General features: G+C 69.2%; 17 protein-coding genes. 15 read left to right on the top strand and 2 right to left on the bottom strand.

The window, feature by feature from the left end:
* Positions 1-6 precede the first annotated feature (6 nt).
* The 8 genes from QE395_RS08250 (at position 7) to QE395_RS08215 (ending at position 8,931) form a co-directional block, all read left to right on the top strand.
* Positions 7-1,353 carry an Nramp family divalent metal transporter gene (locus tag QE395_RS08250; RefSeq protein WP_306988443.1) on the top strand — a complete coding sequence of 449 codons (1,347 nt, stop codon included), beginning with the start codon at positions 7-9 and terminating at the stop codon, positions 1,351-1,353.
* A 289-nt stretch (positions 1,354-1,642) separates the two neighbouring features.
* Positions 1,643-2,482 (top strand): class I SAM-dependent methyltransferase, encoded by an 840-nt coding sequence (locus tag QE395_RS08245; protein ID WP_306988441.1) that lies wholly within the window; start codon positions 1,643-1,645, stop codon positions 2,480-2,482.
* Positions 2,483-2,615: 133 nt separating this feature from the next.
* Complete coding sequence (locus QE395_RS08240; protein WP_306988438.1) at positions 2,616-4,412, top strand: FAD-binding protein; 1,797 nt, start codon at positions 2,616-2,618, stop codon at positions 4,410-4,412.
* A gap of 58 nt (positions 4,413-4,470) precedes the next feature.
* The gene (locus tag QE395_RS08235; protein ID WP_306988436.1) at positions 4,471-6,354 is read left to right on the top strand and encodes a DUF885 domain-containing protein; all 1,884 of its coding nucleotides are present in this window, start codon (positions 4,471-4,473) and stop codon (positions 6,352-6,354) included.
* A gap of 123 nt (positions 6,355-6,477) precedes the next feature.
* The gene (locus QE395_RS08230) at positions 6,478-7,275 is read left to right on the top strand and encodes a DUF2092 domain-containing protein (RefSeq protein ID WP_306988434.1); all 798 of its coding nucleotides are present in this window, start codon (positions 6,478-6,480) and stop codon (positions 7,273-7,275) included.
* A gap of 457 nt (positions 7,276-7,732) precedes the next feature.
* Positions 7,733-7,912: a hypothetical protein gene (locus QE395_RS08225; protein WP_093535796.1), complete on the top strand. Its 180-nt coding sequence runs from the start codon at positions 7,733-7,735 to the stop codon at positions 7,910-7,912.
* Entirely contained in the window at positions 7,909-8,724 is an 816-nt protein-coding gene (locus QE395_RS08220; protein WP_143584531.1) for a transporter, read from the top strand. The genes QE395_RS08225 and QE395_RS08220 overlap by 4 nt, the downstream gene beginning before the upstream one ends.
* Positions 8,725-8,754: 30 nt before the next feature.
* The gene (locus tag QE395_RS08215) at positions 8,755-8,931 is read left to right on the top strand and encodes a hypothetical protein (protein WP_176472661.1); all 177 of its coding nucleotides are present in this window, start codon (positions 8,755-8,757) and stop codon (positions 8,929-8,931) included.
* 12 nt (positions 8,932-8,943) lie between these two features.
* Here QE395_RS08215 and QE395_RS08210 read toward each other — a convergent pair whose 3' ends face one another.
* Both QE395_RS08210 and QE395_RS08205 read right to left on the bottom strand, forming a co-directional pair.
* The gene (locus QE395_RS08210; protein WP_306988430.1) at positions 8,944-11,184 is read right to left on the bottom strand and encodes a patatin-like phospholipase family protein; all 2,241 of its coding nucleotides are present in this window, start codon (positions 11,182-11,184) and stop codon (positions 8,944-8,946) included.
* 119 nt (positions 11,185-11,303) lie between these two features.
* Positions 11,304-11,855 (bottom strand): DUF4136 domain-containing protein, encoded by a 552-nt coding sequence (locus QE395_RS08205; RefSeq protein WP_306988428.1) that lies wholly within the window; start codon positions 11,853-11,855, stop codon positions 11,304-11,306.
* A 166-nt stretch (positions 11,856-12,021) separates the two neighbouring features.
* Between QE395_RS08205 and QE395_RS08200 the strand changes: the two genes are divergently transcribed.
* Genes QE395_RS08200 through QE395_RS08170 form a run of 7 tightly spaced genes read left to right on the top strand, consistent with a single transcriptional unit; the run spans position 12,022 to position 18,185 of the window.
* Positions 12,022-12,441 carry a response regulator gene (locus QE395_RS08200; protein ID WP_068852455.1) on the top strand — a complete coding sequence of 140 codons (420 nt, stop codon included), beginning with the start codon at positions 12,022-12,024 and terminating at the stop codon, positions 12,439-12,441.
* A complete protein-coding gene (locus tag QE395_RS08195) occupies positions 12,438-12,983 on the top strand; it encodes a DUF3302 domain-containing protein (protein WP_093535804.1) in 546 nt (181 codons plus the stop codon). The genes QE395_RS08200 and QE395_RS08195 overlap by 4 nt, the downstream gene beginning before the upstream one ends.
* A 3-nt stretch (positions 12,984-12,986) precedes the next feature.
* On the top strand, positions 12,987-14,168 hold the full coding sequence (locus QE395_RS08190; protein ID WP_095363901.1) for an HlyD family secretion protein: 1,182 nt from the start codon (positions 12,987-12,989) through the stop codon (positions 14,166-14,168).
* 1 nt (position 14,169) lies between these two features.
* On the top strand, positions 14,170-15,618 hold the full coding sequence (locus QE395_RS08185) for an efflux transporter outer membrane subunit (protein ID WP_095363900.1): 1,449 nt from the start codon (positions 14,170-14,172) through the stop codon (positions 15,616-15,618).
* Between the two features lie 4 nt (positions 15,619-15,622).
* Positions 15,623-16,678 carry a calcium/proton exchanger gene (cax, locus tag QE395_RS08180; protein ID WP_306988424.1) on the top strand — a complete coding sequence of 352 codons (1,056 nt, stop codon included), beginning with the start codon at positions 15,623-15,625 and terminating at the stop codon, positions 16,676-16,678.
* A 6-nt stretch (positions 16,679-16,684) separates the two neighbouring features.
* Positions 16,685-17,347: a potassium channel family protein gene (locus QE395_RS08175; protein ID WP_093535812.1), complete on the top strand. Its 663-nt coding sequence runs from the start codon at positions 16,685-16,687 to the stop codon at positions 17,345-17,347.
* A gap of 25 nt (positions 17,348-17,372) precedes the next feature.
* Positions 17,373-18,185, top strand: coding sequence for an outer membrane beta-barrel protein (locus QE395_RS08170; protein ID WP_095363899.1), 813 nt, complete (start codon positions 17,373-17,375; stop codon positions 18,183-18,185).
* Positions 18,186-18,187: the final 2 nt, after the last annotated feature.

The following is an 18,187-nucleotide window of genomic DNA, read 5'->3' as shown; positions in this document are numbered from 1 at the left end:
GGCCGCATGAGCGCGGACCCCACCTCTCCGACCACCAGCGCATGGCCGCAGGCTACCGGCGATCGCCCCAGCCTGGGCGAGATGCACGCCAGCGTCGCCGTACCCAGGGGCGGCCACTGGTGGTTCCGGCTGCTGGCCTTCCTGGGCCCCGGCTACATGGTGTCGGTGGGGTACATGGACCCGGGCAACTGGGCCACCGATATCGCCGGTGGCGCGCAGTTCGGCTACCTGCTGCTGTCGGTGATCCTGCTCTCCAACCTGATGGCCATCGTGCTGCAGGGGTTGTCGGCACGCCTGGGCATCGCCACCGGGCGCGATCTGGCGCAGGCCTGCCGCGACCATTTCTCCAGACCGGTGAACCTGTGCCTGTGGGTGCTGTGCGAGATCGCGATCATCGCCTGCGACCTGGCCGAGGTGATCGGCACCGCCATCGCGCTCAAGCTGCTGTTCGGGTTGCCGCTGATGATGGGGGCGATCATCACCGCCGTGGACGTGGTGCTGGTGCTGTGGCTGATGCACCGTGGCTTCCGCGCGCTGGAAGCGTTCGTGATCGCGCTGCTGCTGGTGATCTTCGCGTGCTTCGCGGTGCAGATCGCGTTGGCCGCGCCGCCGCTGCAGGCGGTGCTGGGCGGTTTCATCCCGCGCGCGGAGGTGGTCACCAACCCGCATGCGCTGTACCTGGCCATCGGCATCATCGGGGCCACGGTGATGCCGCACAACCTGTACCTGCATTCGTCCATCGTGCAGACCCGCGCCTACCCGCGCACCGACAACGGCCGGCGCAGCGCGCTGCGCTGGGCGGTGACCGACAGCACCATCGCGTTGATGCTGGCATTGTTCATCAACGCCTCGATCCTGATCCTGGCCGCGGCGGTGTTCCATGCCAGCGGGCGCACCGATGTGCAGGAGATCGAACAGGCCCATGAGCTGCTGGCGCCGATGCTGGGAGTCGGGCTGGCATCGACCTTGTTCGCGGTCGCGCTGCTCGCCTCGGGCATCAACTCCACGGTGACCGCCACCCTGGCCGGGCAGATCGTGATGGAGGGGTTCCTGCGCCTGCGCATCGCGCCCTGGGCGCGCCGCCTGCTGACCCGTGGCATCGCCATCGTACCGGTGGTGATCGTCACCGCGATCTATGGCGAACAGGGAACGGCGCGGCTGCTGGTGCTGAGCCAGGTGGTGTTGTCGATGCAACTGCCATTCGCGGTGATTCCGCTGGTGATGTTCGTCGGTGACAAGGCACGGATGGGCAAACTTGTGGCCCCGCGCTGGCTGTTGACGCTGGCCTGGGTGATTGCCGCGGTGATCGTGGTGCTCAACGTTAAGCTGTTGGCCGAGACTTTGATGGGGTGATCCGGGGTCATGGACATCTGACGGACGTTTTCGATCACCGTTAAACCCTGGGCCCATCATGACGGCGAATCGTACCCGGCTCCGGACAATCGAGCCGCGCGTTGCGCGGTCGCCGGGCATGGCCCGGCGCTACGAATTGTTACGTAACGACCGTAGACCCGGATACATCAGGTCGCCTCCATTCCGACTGTACGCGTTGGACTCGTAGAGCCAGGCCATGCCTGGCTGCTCTTGACCTCAATCACGGTTGAGGTGGCACAGTACATTGAATCCCCCCAGAAGCGCCGACATGACCAACGCAGCATCACCACCCAGCCAGCACGACCTCTGGAACGGCCCGGCCGGCGATGCCTGGGTACAGGCGCAGTCGCTGCTCGACGGCATGTTCGCCGGCTTCGAGCCGGTTCTTGCCGATCCCATTGCCGCCGAGCCCGATGCGCGCGTGCTGGACGTCGGCTGCGGCACCGGGGCGCTCTGCCTGGCCATTGCCGATCGGCAGGGTCCGCAGGGCCGCTGCAGCGGGGTGGATATTTCCGCGCCGATGATCGCCGTGGCGCGCGAGCGGGCGCTGGCGGCGGGCAAGGCCATCGATTTCACCGTGGGCGATGCCCAGCAGCATCCCTTTGCCCCCGCCAGCCTGGACCGCATCGTGTCGCGGTTCGGGGTGATGTTCTTCGATGATCCGGTGCGCGCGTTCGGCAACCTGCGGCGGGCGCTTCGGCCTGGTGGCCGCCTGCATGCCATTGCCTGGCGCAGTCCGGCCGATAATCCGTTCATGACCACCGCCGAGCGCGCGGCAGCGTCGCTGCTGACCCTGCCGGCGCGGGCCGAAGGTGGGCCGGGACAGTTTGCGTTCGCCGATGCAGGCGTCGTGCGGAAGATCCTGGATGACAGTGGTTGGGATCACATCGACATCGCCCCGCTCGACGTGGAATGCAGCATCGCCCGCGACGCCCTGCCGACCTACGTGTCGTTGCTGGGACCGGTCGGACAGGCACTGCGCGCCGAAGGGCTGGATCCTGACCTCCGGCAGGGGGTGCTGTCGACCGTGGTCGACGCGTTCGCACCGTTCGTGCGGGGTGATCGGGTGGTGTTCACCGCCGCGTGCTGGTCGATCCGGGCCGCGTGAACGCGAAGCGGCCAATACCCACGTCACCCCGCGGCCGCCATTCGTCCCGGGTGACCGTCATTCGGCCCCAGGCCAATGACAGCAAGGGTTGACGGGCACATGCTGGGTTCATCGCCCTCTGCCTGTGACTGCCATGAAACGTCGTGACTGCCTGAAAGCCGGTCTTGCCCTGCCCTTGCTCCCGCTGGTTCAAAAAGCGGCCGCCGGCAATTCAACCGGGTCACGCAACGCTCTCTCTCGTGCCCGTCCCGGTGCCGCCGGGTGGCCCTCTGCCAGCGAATGGGACCAGCTCTCCAACGCCGTCGGTGGACGGCTGTCGATCCCGGTGTCGCCCTTCCTCGGCGATGCAGGCACCCGCGCCGAGGCACTGGCGCAGATCCAGAACCCGTTCTTCATCGGCGACCAGCCTGGGTTGACCCAGACCAGTGGCTACCACGGGGCCTGGCTGTCGCGGCCCAGCGCGCGGGTGGTAGCCGCCGCCAACAGCGCCGATGTCGCCGCGGCAGTCGACTTCGCGCGCCGGCACCGGCTGCGGCTGGTGGTCAAGGGCGGTGGGCACAGCTACCACGGCACCTCCTGCGCGCCGGATTCGCTGCTGGTATGGACCCGCGCCATGAACGCGGTGGAACTGCACGATGCCTTCGTGGCGCAGGGCGCACCCGCCGGCACGGCCGCGCAGCCGGCGGTCAGCCTCGGTGCCGGGGCGATGTGGATCGATGCCTACGATGCGGTCACCACGCGCGGCGGCCGCTACGTCCAGGGCGGCGGCTGCACCTCGGTGGGCGTGACCGGTCTGGTCACCGGCGGCGGCTTCGGCAGCTTCTCCAAGGGCTTCGGCACCGCAGCGGCCAACCTGCTGGAAGCCGAAGTGGTCACTGCCGACGGCCGCGTGCGGGTGGTCAATGCGACCCAGGATCCCGAGCTGTTCTGGGCGCTGAAGGGCGGCTGCGCCGGCAGCTTTGGCGTGGTGACCCGGATCACCCTGCGCACCCATGTACTGCCCGCCACGTTTGGCGGGGTGTCGATGAAGGTACGTGCCGACAGCGACGAAAGCTTCCAGGCGCTGGCCGCCGAAGTACTGCGCTTCTGCCGCGATGCCTTGTGCACGCCGCAGTGGGGCGAACAGCTGCGCTTCGACAGCCATCGCACCTTCGGGGCGTCGATGGTGTTCCAGGGGCTGAGCCAGGAACAGGCCGCCGCGGTGTGGGCCCCGTTTGAAGCGTGGGTGGCCGCGCACCCGCAATACACCGTGATCGATCCCCTGCAGGCGTTGGCGTTGCCCGCCCAGCACATGTGGGACGCGGACTTCTTCCGCAAGCATGCCCCGACGCTGATCGCCGACGATACCCGCGCGGGCGCGCCGGCCACGCACATGCTCTGGAAGGGCGACCAAGGCCAGGTGGGCTGGTACCTGCATGGCTATGCGTCGGCGTGGATGCCCTCGGCGCTGCTTGGCGATGCGCAGCGCGATGCGGCGGCAGCGGCGATCTGCACGGCGGCCGCGCACATGCCGGTCGAACTGCACTGCAACAAGGGGCTGTTTGGCGCCCCGGCCGACGCCCTCGCCGCCAGCCGCGACACCGCGACCCATCCGGCGGTGCTGGATGCGTTCGCGCTGGCGCTGATCGGGAATGCCGGTGGCCCGGTGTACGCGGGCAGTGGCGGAACGGTGGATGAGGCCAACGCCCGCGAAGGGGCAGCGCGGGTCGGGCGTTCCTACGCCGCCCTGCGCGCGGTGCTGCCGCGTGCACCGACCTATGTGTCCGAGTGCGACTTCTACCAGCGCGACTGGCAGCAGTCGTTCTGGGGCCCGCATTACCCGCGCCTGCTGGCGGCCAAGCGGCGCTATGACCCGGACGGCCTGTTCGTGATCCATCACGGCGTGGGCAGCGAGGACTGGAGCGCCGATGGCTTCGAACGGCGCAGCTGACGCGGCGCCCGCACTGGCTTAGGCTGCGGGGCACCCGCCCGCTGCAGGAGTCCGCCCCGTGCCGTCGTTTACGCTCGCCGTCCCCGCCCTGCTCTGCCTCTCCATCGCCACCGCGCTGTTGCCGGTCACCGCCGCTGCACAGGCGGCACCCGCTACTGCAGGCGTGGCGCACGCGCAGAGCTTCAATGCACTGCTCGATGCGCAGACCATGGCCGCGATCAATGCCGATCCCGAACTGAAAACCCTGCTTGGGATCAGCGGCGACGGCGCGGCCGATACCTCCGACCGGCTCACCGACGTGTCGCTGGCCCAGCGTGAGGTCAACCGGCGCTTCCTGGCCGACAACCTGGCCGCGATCAAGGCCTGGAAGGGTGCACCGCTGGACCCGCAGCAACAGCTCAGCGACGGTCTGGCGCGCTGGTTCTACCAGGCACAGATCGACCTGATGGCGGTGCCGTGGGCCGCGGCGTGGCTGCCGGTGGGGGGCAGCACCTATGCGGTGGACCAGTTGTTCAGCCTGCCGGTGAACCTGCCGCAGTTCTTCGACAACCAGCACGCCGTCACCGATGTGACCACTGCGCGCCACTACATCGCCCGCCTGGACGCCATGGGCAGCAAGCTGGACCAGGTGCGCGCAAACGTGGACATGCAGGCCGCGCAGGGCGTGGTGCCGCCGGAACTGGCCCTGGCCGGCGCGGCCAGCCAGTTCCGCACGCTGCTCAAACCGGCGCCGGAGGACAGCCTGTGGGTGGCTTCGCTGCAGCGCAAGCTGGACAAACTGCCGGCGATCCCGGTCGCCGAGCGCGCCGCGCTGCTCGAACAGGCGACCGTGGCCGTTCGCGATTCGGTCAACCCCGGCTACCAGCGCCTGCTCGACCGCGTGCAGGCACTGCAGGCCACCCACCCCGGCAACAAGGGCATGTGGGCGCTGCCGCACGGCGATGCGTTCTATGACGCGGCCCTGCGCTGGTACACCAGCACCGACCTGGGCGCCGATGCCATCCACCAGATCGGCCTGGACGAAGTGGCGCGCCTGGAAAAGAGCATGGACGCGCGCCTGCGCGAGATCGGCCTGCGCGATGGCACCGTGGCCGAGCGCATCCGGGCCCTGGGCGACGATCCGCGTTACCGCTACGCCGACAGCGATGCCGGCCGCAGGGAACTGATCGGCGACATCGAACAGCGCCTGCGTGACCTCGACCCGCTGCTGCCCACCTACTTCGGCCACCTGCCGCCGCAGAAGCTGCTGGTGCAGCCGGTGCCGGCGCACATGCAGGCCACCTCGCCCGGCGGCTACTACTACCCGCCGGCGATGGACGGCTCGCGCCCGGGCACCTTCTTCATCAACCTGGGGGACATGGCCTCCAACACCCGCTGGAGCACGCCCACCCTGACCTACCACGAGGGGTCGCCGGGCCACCACTTCCAGATCTCGATCGGGCAGACCCTGACCGACCTGCCACTGCTGCGCCGCAGCCTCAATCCCAGTGCGTTTTCCGAAGGCTGGGCACTGTATGCCGAGCAGCTGATGGCAGAAGCCGGCGTCTACCGCGACGACCCGGCCGGCGACATCGGCCGGCTGCAGGCCGAGATGTTCCGCTCGGTGCGCCTGGTAGTGGACACCGGCCTGCACCGCAAGCGCTGGACCCCCGAACAGGCCATCGCCTACATGCAACAGAAGACCGGCATGAAGGCCTCGGACGTGCGCATCGAAGTCAACCGCTACCTGGTGCAGCCCGGCCAGGCCTCGTCCTACAAGATGGGCCAGCTGCGCCTGCTGGCGCTGCGCGCCAAGGCGCAGAAGCAGCTCGGCGATCGGTTCGACATCCGCGCCTTCCACGACCTGGTGCTGGGCAACGGCGCGCTGCCGATGACCGTGCTGGAGCAGGCGGTGGATGCATGGGTGGCCAGCGGCGGTGGCGATCCCCGGCGCGCTCCATGAGCGGGGCGCGGCTGCGTAGAAATACCTAGGCCGCCTCGGTGTAACTCCGCTTGTCCGCCCCGGTACGGGTGCGCAGAGTGAGGGCATGGCCACGTGGCTGGTTCCGCCCTACAGGAGAGCACCATGCGTCATTCCCTTGCGTGCCCGCTGCTTGCGCTGCTGATCGCCGCGCCGCTGCCCTGGCAGTCGGCCAGCGGCGCGCCACCTGCGCCGCGCGCGGCCGCATCCGCCACCGTGGACCCCGAGGCGGTGGCCGCACTGACCCGCATGGGCAAGGCGTTGCGCGCCCTGCCCCATTTCACGCTGGCCGCCACCACGCGTACCGACTACGTGCTCGACGATGGGCAGAAGCTCGCGCTGGCCGGCACGGTGGACTACAAGGTGCTCGGCCCGGACCGTTTCTTCGTCGAAATCCGCAGCGATCACCAGCATCGCCAGCTGTTCTACGACGGTCACACGCTGACCATTCATTCGCCACGCCAGAAGTACTACGCCACGGTGGAGAACCTGGACCGCAGCAGCCAGGCGCTGCTCAGCGATTCGGCAACGCGGCTGGGCGTGGAGTTCCCGCTGGCGGACCTGTTCCTGTGGGGAACGCCGGGCTTTCCGACCGACGTGATCGAGTCGGCGCTGTTCGTGGGTAGTGAACGCGTGGACGGCGAAGCGACCCGCCATTACGCGTTCCGCCAACCCGGGGTGGACTGGCAGGTCTGGATTTCCGATGCCACCCACCTGCCGCGGCAACTGCTGATCACCAGCCACGCCGATCCCGCCCTGCCCGACTACCAGGCCACGCTGAAGTGGGACACCCGCCGTGCCGTGTCCGCCAACGAGCTGGTGTTCCGCCCCGACGGCGCCACACGGATCGCGTTCGTCCCGGTGGCACAGGCCGGCGATGCCGACGACAAGGGAGGGCTCTGACATGGCTGCCACGACTTCGCTGCGCACCGCGCTGCTTGCCGCGCTGGTCTGCACCACCACTGCCGGCCTGCTGGCCAGCGCCGACGCACAGGGCCGCCCCGGGCTGCGCGGCTTCGCGCATCCGTCGATCGCCAGCCACGGCGGGTTCGGTGACGGGTTTGCCGGCGGCGGCCACGGCGGTTTCGCGCCGCATCCCGGGCCCGGCCCGCATCCGGGACCAGCTCCGGGACCGGGACCGGGACCCGGCCCGGGCCCACACCCGGGGCCGGGTCCCCACCCTGGCCCGGGTCCAGGACCGCATCCGGGGCCGGGGCCGGGGCCGGGGCCTGGCCCTGGACCTGGTCCGGGTCCCGGGCCCCATCCTGGACCCGGTCCACACCCCGGGCCCGGCCCCTATCCACCTCCTCCGCCGCCGCCCCCGCCGTACTGGGACCACCCGTTCTGGGATGCCGCCGCCGTGACCGCCGGGGTCGCGCTGACCGCCGCGGCGATCGGCTCGGTGGTGTACTCGCTGCCGGTCGACTGCAGCACCGTGGTCGTGGACGGCATCGGCTACCAGCAGTGCAGCAACGGCTGGTACCAGCCGCGCTACGTGGGCACCACGGTGCAGTACATCGTCGTGGACGCGCCGCGATGAACTGCCGTCTCGCCATGGCCGTCACCGTGATCGGTGGCGTGCTGGCGTGCGCGGGTGCGGGCGCGCAGAACGCGCCCGCGGCCTCGTCCACCGATGACATCGCGCGCAAGCTGGCCGATCCCGGTGCGGCGCTCATCTCCGTGCCGTTCCAGTACAACTACCTCGGCTCGGTCGGCCCAAGCGGCGACTTCCACAACCAGCAGCTCAAGATCCAGCCGGTGATTCCCTTTGTCGGCGAGCACGGCAAGTTCATCCTGAGGCCGATCCTGCCGATCCAGTGGAACCAGTACCCCCAGGACCGCAGCGGCACCGGCGACCTGTTCGTGCAGGGTTACTACATTCCGAAGACCGCGTCTGAAGCGCGTGGCACGGAGTTCGGCTTTGGTGCCGCCGCATTGCTCGACACCGCCTCCCACGACAGCCTGGGCAGTGGCAGGTATTCGCTCGGCCCGGCGTTCATCCTGGTGCACAAGACGCGCAACTGGACGGTCGGCGCGCTGGCCAACCATGTCTGGTCGATTGCCGGCGACAGCGACCGCGACGATGTGAGCAGCACCAGCGTGCAGCCGTTCGTGACCCGCAACCTGCCCGCCGGCTGGTCGGTCAGCATGACCTCGGAGACCAGCTATAACTGGAAGGCCGACAGCGGCAATGCGTGGACGGTGCCGCTGGGTGCCACTGTGTCCAAGGTGCTGCACCTGGGCAGAACCCCGATCAGCGTCGGCGCCGGCGGCTTCTACAACGTGGACCGGCCGCAGTATGCAAACCGCTGGAGCGCCCGCTTCATCGTGACGCTGGTGTTCCCGGAATAGCCCCCCGCGCCACTTCCTGCAGGTGCCGACATGCAAGCCCATCCCTGGTTCTGGTTCCTCTGCCTGTTCATCGTGCCGCTGGTGGCCGCGCTCGTGGTCAGCCTGGCGGTGCGCAAGCGCGGCATCAGCGCCAACGCCGTGCTGGCATGGTTCGTCCTGGTGTGCTGGATCGGGGCCCTTGCGGTCATTCTTTCCCAGGTGCTGTAACACCGCGCCCCATCAAAGCGACTGACCCAACTCGATGAACACCACCCGGTCGCCGCCTTCGCGCATGCCCAGGCCGAAGATCAGCGGCCCGATCCACGAATCGAAGCCCAGGAACAGGCTGCCGTTCCAGATGCCATCGCTGATCGACATGTCCGAACGGCGCTGCCAGGCATTGCCATACTCCACCGTGCCACCGACCTGCGCGGACCGGCCCAGCACCTTGCCCAGTTCATAGGTGTAGCCGGCAAATCCCAGCGCATAGTCCTGGCCGGTCAGCTGGTTGTGCTGGAACCCGGCCAGCCGCCAGCGCCCGCCCAACCGATAGAGGCTCTGTACCGGTGCGGTGCCCGCGGAGGTCACGTGGTAGCGCAGGCCCAGCTGCACCGCGCTGCGTCCGAACGGAAACGCGCCCACCGCATCCAGGTCGATCTGGCCGAAGCGGGTATCGGCACCCAGGGCCTCCCGCGACTGGTAGGTGCCCAGGTTGACCAGGAAGCCGTCGCGCGGGAAGTACAGGCTGTCGATGTTGTCGTAGGTGACGCGGGCGGTCAGCCCACCGTCGTCGAAATCGGTGCGTGGCACCCGGGGCGAGCCGATGTCCATGCGTGCACTGCCGGTGTATCGCTCGATGCCGGCGCGTACCGACAGCACGTTGGACACGTTGCGCACCAGGTCCACGCCCGCACCGGTGCGGCTGACCCGGTAGCGCGAGGTCTTGTTGCCCGCCGCATCAAACACGTTGAAGCTGCGTGTTTCGTAACCGCCCAGCGCTTCGAACGCGTAGCGGTTGCCCACGTCGAAGGGATGGTAGTAGCTCCCGCGTATCGCCGGTTCGCTGCCCACCTGCAGGGTCACTCTCGCCTCCGCGCCATACGGCGACAGCGGCGCGAACAGCAGGCCGGCGCGCAGGTTGCTTTCGTGGTTGCCATCCAGGTCGTTGCTCAGGGTCCAGCCGGCCTCCAGGTAGATCGGGCCGTTGGGCTTCTCATACGCGGTGATCACCACCCCGACTTGGCCGTCGTCGCGGCGGTCCTGCTCGTAGCTGATGCTGGCCAGGGTATCCATGCCGTACGCACGCAGCACGCCTTCCTGCATGGCCTTGCTGTCCAGCGGCTTGCCGAGTTCCACCGGCAGGTAGGACAACAGCAGCTCATCGGCATAGCCGGTGTGGTTGCGGACCTCGATGTAGGCGATGGGCGCCGGAGCCGACGGCGCGGCGCGCGTTTCGCGGGTGGCGTACCAGCGCTGGTACACCGGCGCCGGTTGCGAGAAGGCACGCAGCGCCGGGGCCGCCTGGTCAGCGGCCTCTTGACCGATCGCCAGCGCTTCGGGCGCCTTGTCGAAATCGCCGGTGGCCACCTTGCCGGTAAGCTGGGGTGCAATCAGCAGATCCTGCGGGCCCAGCGTATCCAGTTGGCGCTGGGCATTGCGCGTCGTCAAAAAGCCACTGAGCTGCCCGATCACGTCCACCAGGCTGGCGTCGCGGTCGAGCGCGCTCAGCGGCGTGCCCACATCCACCGCGATGACCCGGTCGGCGCCCATCGCCCGCACCACGTCGATGGGAACCTGGTTGGACACACCGCCATCAAGCAGCACGCGCCCATCGATGGTGATGGGCCGGAAGATGCCGGGCAACGACATGCTGGCGCGCATCGCCATTGGCAGGCTGCCGTGGTCCAGGATCACCGCTTCGCCGGTGTTGAGGTCGGTGGCGATCGCCCGGAACGGGATGGACAGGTCGTCGAAATCACCGGTGACCCGGCTGCCGCCGGTGGCAGTCTCGAACAACGCGATCAGCCGCTCGCCCTGCGACATGCCGCCGGAGATCTGCACCCGTTTGCCCTGCCCGCCCAGCCCGATCCCGATCGGTGCCAGCTGTTGGTAGTCGTCGGCCTTGCGCTGCAGCGAACGCTCGCGGCGCGGCAGGGTGTCACTGAACATCGCCATCCACTGCGTATCCAGCACCACCTGCTCGATCTGCGCCGGCGTCTTGCCGGAGGCATACAGCGCACCGACCAGCGCGCCGGCGCTGGTGCCGGCAATGCAGTCCACCGGAATATGCAGCGCCTCGAGCTGGCGCAGGATGCGCACATGGGCGATACCGCGTGCACCGCCACCGCCCAGCGCCACGCCGATGCGCGGCCGCGGGTCCCCGCTGTCGCGGTGACCACACTGCGTGCCGTCCAGGGTCGCCACCGGCTCGGCGGCCAGGGCGGCACCCGGTGCCAGCAGGCAGGCCAGCAGCAGGGGCATGCGCGCAGGCGTGGGAATCGCCAAGGGCCACCTCGATGAAAGTGCGCGGCGCCGGGCCGGTGGGAGGGATGGACCCCGGTGCGGCGCCGCGCGGTGAAACGTGGTTTACCGGCAGCGGTTCAGCGGGCCGGTGCACTGCCCGGCGGGAAGCCGGCGAACAGCTTGTCCAGGCCCGCTTCCACCGCCGCGTTGGCCCGCTCCGGCGAGCTCGGCACCGTAGCGCTGGCCGTGCCGCGCCAGACCGCCTGCCTGCTGCGCGCGTCGAACATGTCCACCACCAGCGTGCCCACGTCATAGGTGCGCACCGTGGTGGTCGCGCTGCCCATGCCCATGCCACCGCCCCAGCCACCGCCGCGCCAGCCCCAACCGCCCATGTTGCTGCCGCTGTAGAAGGTGTCCAGGGTCTGGCGCTGGCTGGTCACGATATGCGCGGCCAGCGCGACGTCGCCGTCGCTGGGGGTCTGCCGCCAGCCACGGGCCGCCAGCCGCGAGTCAATGCCGTCCACGATGCGCTGGGTGATCAGCGGGGAGCCGCCCTGCGGCTTCATCGCCCAGCTGTAGGTCCGGAAGGAGGCGAAGTTCGCCCCCGGATCGAAGTCGGTGTGAACGGTTGGCGTGGTGGCACAGGCCACCAGCGAGGTGGCGAGGACCGCGATCGCAAAGGCTTTCATCACACGACACTCCGGGCAGTGAATTGGCTTCCAGCCTAGCCCTCGGCCTGCTCATGGTCATCCGCATAACTACGCAGCCAAGCCAGCAAAACTACCGGTTGCTCCGCCGGCATGGGGCCAAGGGCCAATTGCTGGCCGTGTCCGGCACAGGCGATCTTGACCCCCAATGACCAAGCGAGCGCCAGTGGTTGCGGTGGTCGACGACGAAGACGACGTGCGGCTTGCACTGCGCCGGTTGCTTCGCTCGGCCGGGTACGACGTGCTGGCCTACGAATCGGGGTCGGAGTTCCTGCGCCATGCGGCCAGCAGCCTGCCCGACTGCGTGGTGCTGGACCTGCGCATGCCCGGCCCCAGCGGATTCGAGGTGCAGGCCGCGCTGCGCGCCCAGCAGCTGGCGATCCCGGTGGTGGTGGTGAGCGCCGACGACAGTGCCGCCAGCCGCCACCAGGCGCTGGCCGGGGGCGCCGACGCGTACCTGTGCAAACCCGTGGATGGCGATGCGCTGATCAACGCCACGCAGGCGGCGATCGAACGCTGCGCGCGAAACCCTCCCTCCCCCCCGCGCAGTCGGCCGGAGTCCCCATGAACCGTCCCCGCTGTTCCGTCGTTGCTTCCGCCGCCACGTGGCTGCTGCCCGCCCTGCTGCTCGGCGCAGCCCCCGATGCGCACGCCTCCTTCCTCAGTGGCGAGGCGCTGGATACGGCGGCCAACGTGATCGCCTGGCTGGCCCTGGTGGTGGTGCCGGTGGTCCTGATTGCAGTGTTCTGGATGGTGCACATCCTGCCCGAGAAGATCGCGCACAAGCGCCACCACCCGCAGCTGGATGCGATCAAGACCCTGTGCCTGCTGTCACTGCTGTTCGGTGGCCTGTTGTGGCCGCTGGCGTGGCTGTGGGCCTATACCCGCCCGGTGCTGCACAAGCTGGCCTATGGCACCGACCAGATCGACCACGGACACGGCGACGCCGCACTGGCGCCCCTGCACGATGCCCGGGTGGAGCCGGTCGAACCGGACCTGCCCACCCCCGTGGACGCGTCTGCGTGGCAGCAGCGGGTAGATGCACTCGAACGGCGCCTGGCGGAGATGGAGCGCCTGCGCCCGGGCCCGTCTACGCGGCCGGAGGGCTGAACCATGGAAGTCATCCTGCTGCTCATCTATTCGTTCTTCGTCTGGCTGATCTTCTTCAAGTTCAAGTGGCTGCCGTGGAACTTCGTGTCGCAGGTGGTCGTGGTCTCATTGCCGATCTTCGCGATGACCGCGCTGATCCTGGTCCTGAACGTAGTGGCACCCTCCTCCTCGGACGTGCGTGCGATCAACTACGTGGTGCAGGTGGTGCCGCGCGTCACCGGGCGGGTGATCGAGGTGCCGGTGGAAGCCAACCGCCCGGTGCGCAAGGGCGAGGTGCTGTTCCGCATCGACCCGGTGCCCTACCAGCAGCAGCTGGCGGCGCTGGAAGCGAAGCTGCCTGAACTGTCGGCCAAAGTGGACAGTGCCGATGCCTACCAGCGTGAACTGGGCGAACAGCTGCGCGGCGCGCGCGCCACCCGCGAGGCGTTGGCCGTGCGCCTGCAGCTGGCCGAACGCCGCCAACGCCAGACAGGTGAGCTGGCCAGCAGCGGTGCCGGCAGCCGCTTCGACCATGAGCAGGCACAGACCGAAGCGGCCAGCCTGCGCTCGGACCTGGTATCCACCACCGCGCAGATGGCGCAGGTGCAGCAGAAGCTGTCCGCACAGACCCGCGACGGCGAACTGTCCGAAGTGGCGCAGGCCCAGGCCGGCATGGTCCAGCTGCAGGCGCAGATCGTGGAAGCACGCTGGCAGCTGGAGCAGACCGTGGTACGCGCCCCGGCCGATGGCAGCGTGATCAACCTGCAGCTGCGCGAAGGCTCCTACGCCGCCAGCCTGCCGTTGACCCCGGTGATGACCTTCGTCGAGCGCGAGCAGTGGATCCTGGCGATGTTCTCGCAGAACGAACTGGGCAACGTGGCGCCGGGCAACGAAGCGGAAATCGCGCTGAAGGTCTATCCCAACCGCATCATCAAGTGCCGGGTGGATTCAGTGGTGTGGGCATCCGGCACCGGCCAGCTGCCGATCAGCGGCATGATTCCGCAGACCGGCACCAGTCCGCTGCCGCCGGGGCGCATCGCGGTACGGCTGCGCCCGGACGGGCGCGACCGCGATGTGTTCATCGCCATGGGAGCACAAGGCCAGGGCGCGATCTACACCGAGCACGGCAAGCTGATCCACATCGTGCGCCGGGTGATCCTGCGCGTGGGCAGCAAGCTGGATTGGCTGGTCCTGAAGCTGCACTGACATGACCGCACCGCGCCGCCGCTGTGGTGCCCTGCCCCGCCCGCTGCTGCTGGCGCTGGCCCTGGCGCTGGCCGGATGTGCCACCGCGCCGGAGCCGGGCAGCGAGCAGATCCGGGCCGACGCGCTGGGCACGGTGGCCATTCCACCGAACTGGTCGGCGCAGGCCAGCCAGGCCCAGGTCGACCGCGGCTGGCTCGACGCGTTTGCCGACCCGCAGTTGACCGCCCTGGTGCACGAAGCGCTGGCCCGTAATCCGGACCTGCTGATTGCCGCGGCGCGGGTCGAACAGGCCAATGCCCAGGTCGACATCGCCCAGGCCCAGCTGCGCCCCGCCATTGGCTTGATCGGCCGCGGCGGCTCCAAGCCGATCGCCGACCTGGTGCCGCTGCTGAGCGGGTTGATGCTGCGCCTGAGCTGGGAGATCGATCTGTGGGGGCGCCTGCGGTACGCACGCAATGCCGCCATTGCCGCCAGTGATGCGCAGAACGCCGACTACCGGTATGCCCAGCAATCGCTGGCGGCCAGCGTCGCACGTGCATGGTTCACGGTGACCGAAGCACGCCTGCAGTACGACATCGCCGGACAGATGGCCGGCAGCGGCGAGCAGCTGGTCGGCCTGGCCGAACAGCGCGAACGGGTGGGTGCAGGCAGTTCCAATGAAACCCTGGCCGCGCGCGCCAGCGCCGCCAGCTACCTGGATGCCCGCCAGCAGGCCGACCTGGCCACCCACAGCGCCAGCCGCGCGCTGGAGATACTGCTGGGGCGCTACCCTGGCGCGACGCTGGCCGCGCCGGCCGCGCTCACCGCGCTGCCCGGCGAAGTGCCGGCCGGCATGCCCATCGATGTGCTCAACCGGCGCCCGGACCTGCATGCCGCCGAACGCCGGGTGGCGGCCGCCTTCGACCGGGTTGGCGAGGCGCGCGCGGCGATGCTGCCCACGCTGTCGCTGTCGGCCGGCTACGGACGGCTCAGCAACGCGGCCGTGCGCACCCGGGACGACCTGGAACAGACCACCTCCAGCGTTTCGGCCACCGGCATCATGCCGCTCTATACGGGCGGTGCGCTCAGTGGCCAGGTGCAGCTGCGTTCGGCCGAACAGAAGCAGGCGGTGGCCGACTACGCGCGGCGTGCGTTGCTGGCGCTGGGCGAGGTGGAAGACGCACTGACCGCCGAACGCGTGCTGGCCGAGCGCGAACAGCTGCTCGGGCAGGTGCTGGCCAACAACGAACAGGTGGTGCGGCAGGTGCGCGATTCCGAACGGATCGGCCGGGCCGACCACCGCGCGGTGGCCACCCAGGAAATGCAGGCGCTGGCCGCACGTTCGGCGCTGCTGGGCGTGCGCCGCGAACGGCTGAGCCGGCGCGTGGATCTGTACCTGGCCCTGGGCGGCGACTACGCCACGGCAGACGCCGCGGCGCCTGCCAGCCCGCCCTCCCCCTCCCCGGAGTAAGTGCATGTACTGGATGCTGCTGCTGGTACCGCTGGCGATCGCGCTGCACTACCTGCTGCCGGGCAACGCCCTGCTGGTGTTCGGCGCCACCGCGCTGGCGATCGTGCCGCTGGCGGCGCTGATGTCGCGCGCCACCGGCGCGCTGGCCACGCGGCTCGGGCCCAGCATCGGCGGCCTGCTCAATGCCACCTTCGGCAACGCCGCCGAATTCATCATTGCGATGGCGGCGCTGCGCGCCGGGCTGCACGGCATGGTCAAGGCGTCCATCGCGGGCACCATCATCGGCAACATCCTGTTCGTGCTCGGCCTGTCGATGGTGCTGGGCGGGTTGCGCCACGGCCAGCAGCGCTACGACGCCGCCAACGCCCGCATGCAGGCCACCATGCTGACCCTGGCGGTGATCACCCTGATCCTGCCGGCGTCCTACCGCGCGGTGGTGCCCGAGGCCGATGCCGCGCTGCAGTCGATCAGCCTGGTGCTGTCGGTATTGCTGCTGTTGGTGTACCTGGCCACCGTGGTGTTCACCCTGCGCAGCGCGGCAAGCGAGGGCAGCGGCCCCGCCGCCGGCCACGGCCACGATGCCGGCCTGTCCAACGCCCGCGCCCTGCTGCTGTTGGGCGGCACCAGCATCGGCATCATCTGGATGAGCGAGATCCTGGTCGGCGTGGTCGAACCGGCCAGCCAGCAGCTGGGCTTCTCCGATGCATTCACCGGCGTGTTCGTACTGGCCGTGATCGGCGGCGCAGCCGAACAGGCCACCGCGCTGGTGGCCGCCCGCCGCAACCAGATGAGCCTGAGCCTGTCCATCGCGCTGGGCTCGGGCGTGCAGCTGGCGCTGCTGGTCGCGCCGCTGCTGGTGCTGCTCAGCTACGTGATCGGTCCGCAGCCGATGAGCCTGGAGTTCGGCCCCGGCCTGGTGCTGAGCGTACTGGTGGCGGTGATCATCACCGGTCAGGTCGCCAGCGACGGCCGTGCCGACTGGTTGCGCGGGGTCCAGCTGCTCGGGCTGTACGTGATCCTGGCCACGCTGTTCTGGTTCGTGCCGGACACGGGATCATGACCGCGCATGCGCTCCTCGCCCGCCCTGCTGATCCACCGCCACCGCTACGCCTTCCTGTTCGGTGCGCTGCTGGTGACAGTCACCCTGGGCCCGTTGCTGGAGGCGGTGTCGTTCGGCCACCGGCTGATGGAACTGCTGCTGTGCGCAAGCCTGCTGGCGGCGCTGTTTCCGATCGGGCAGCGCCTGCAGCGCCACGTGCTGCTGGTGCTGGTGCTGGTCGCCCAGCTGCTGCGCTGGTTGGCCAGCGACGCCGGTGGCGCGGTGGCCATGGCCGGCGCAGTGCTGTGGGGCGTGCTGGCCACCATCGCGGCCTGGCACGCGGTGCGCTTTTCGTTGTCCAGCCAGCGCGTGCGCACCGAGCACCTGGCCGCCGCGTTGAGCGCCTACCTGCTGCTGGGCGTATGTGGCGGCGTGGTCTTCGCCGCGCTGTCGGCCATTTCACCCAGCGCCATGGCGGTGGGCGGCCAGGGCACGGCGCATGGCCTGGGCATCGGCACCGCGATGTATTTCAGTTTCGTCACCTTGGCCACACTCGGCTACGGCGACATCACCCCGGTCAGCCAGGTCGCGCGGGGGCTGGCCACGCTCGAAGCGATTGCCGGCCAGCTCTACCTGGCGCTGCTGGTCGCGCGCCTGGTCGGCCTGCGCAGCACCGATCGATCCCCCTGACCCATCGCGCCCCCGGGAGCCTGCCATGAAACGCCCGCACCTGCTGTCCTCGTTCCTTCTGCTGCTCGCCAGCGCCCCGTGCTGGGCGGTTGAACCGCTGGATACTTTCAGTGTCCGCGCCGGCGGCTACATCACCGATTTCGATACGAAAGTGCGGGCCGACGGCCAGACCGGCCAAGGCACCCGCATCGACCTCCGCCGCGACCTGGGCCTGGACAACAACAACGCCATCGGCGTGATCGCGCTGAGCTGGCGCCCGTGGGAAAAGCATGAGTTCGGCCTGTCCTGGTACCGCGACAGCGCCGATGCCGAGCGCAACACCGACCGCGACATTGACTTCAACGGCCAGCACTACGCGACCCACACCCGGATCCGCGCCAAGTTCGACCTGGATGCCTACGAGGGCTACTACACCTGGTGGGCGTGGGGCGACGGGCGCTGGGCCCTGGGTCCCCGCGTGGGCCTGATCTGGTACCAGATGGACCTGGACCTGAGCGCCACCGCCGATGTCAACGGTGACCCCGTCAATGCCCGCGCGGGCAACAACGTCAATGCAGACCTGCCGGCGCCCACGATCGGCGGCAGCTGGCGCTGGGCACCTGGCGAGCACTGGCGCCTGAGCGCCGACGCGGGCTATTTCAGCGCCAGCCTCAATGACGTCGATGCCGACGTCACCTTCGGCCGTGGCGGCGTGGAGTACTTCCCGTGGGACAACTGGGGTTTCTCGCTCGACTACACGGTGCGCCGCATCGAAGCGGACGTGGATGCCTCGCGCCTGGATGGCAACCTGCGCTTCGTCGACAGCGGCGTGCGGGTGGGTGTGATCTACCGGTTCTGATC

This window comes from Stenotrophomonas sp. SORGH_AS_0282 (assembly GCF_030818125.1).
In the GTDB taxonomy this organism is placed as follows: Bacteria; Pseudomonadota; Gammaproteobacteria; order Xanthomonadales; family Xanthomonadaceae; genus Stenotrophomonas; species Stenotrophomonas rhizophila_A.
Note: the sequence above shows the minus strand (reverse complement) of the source record. Positions and strands in the feature narration are given on the sequence as shown.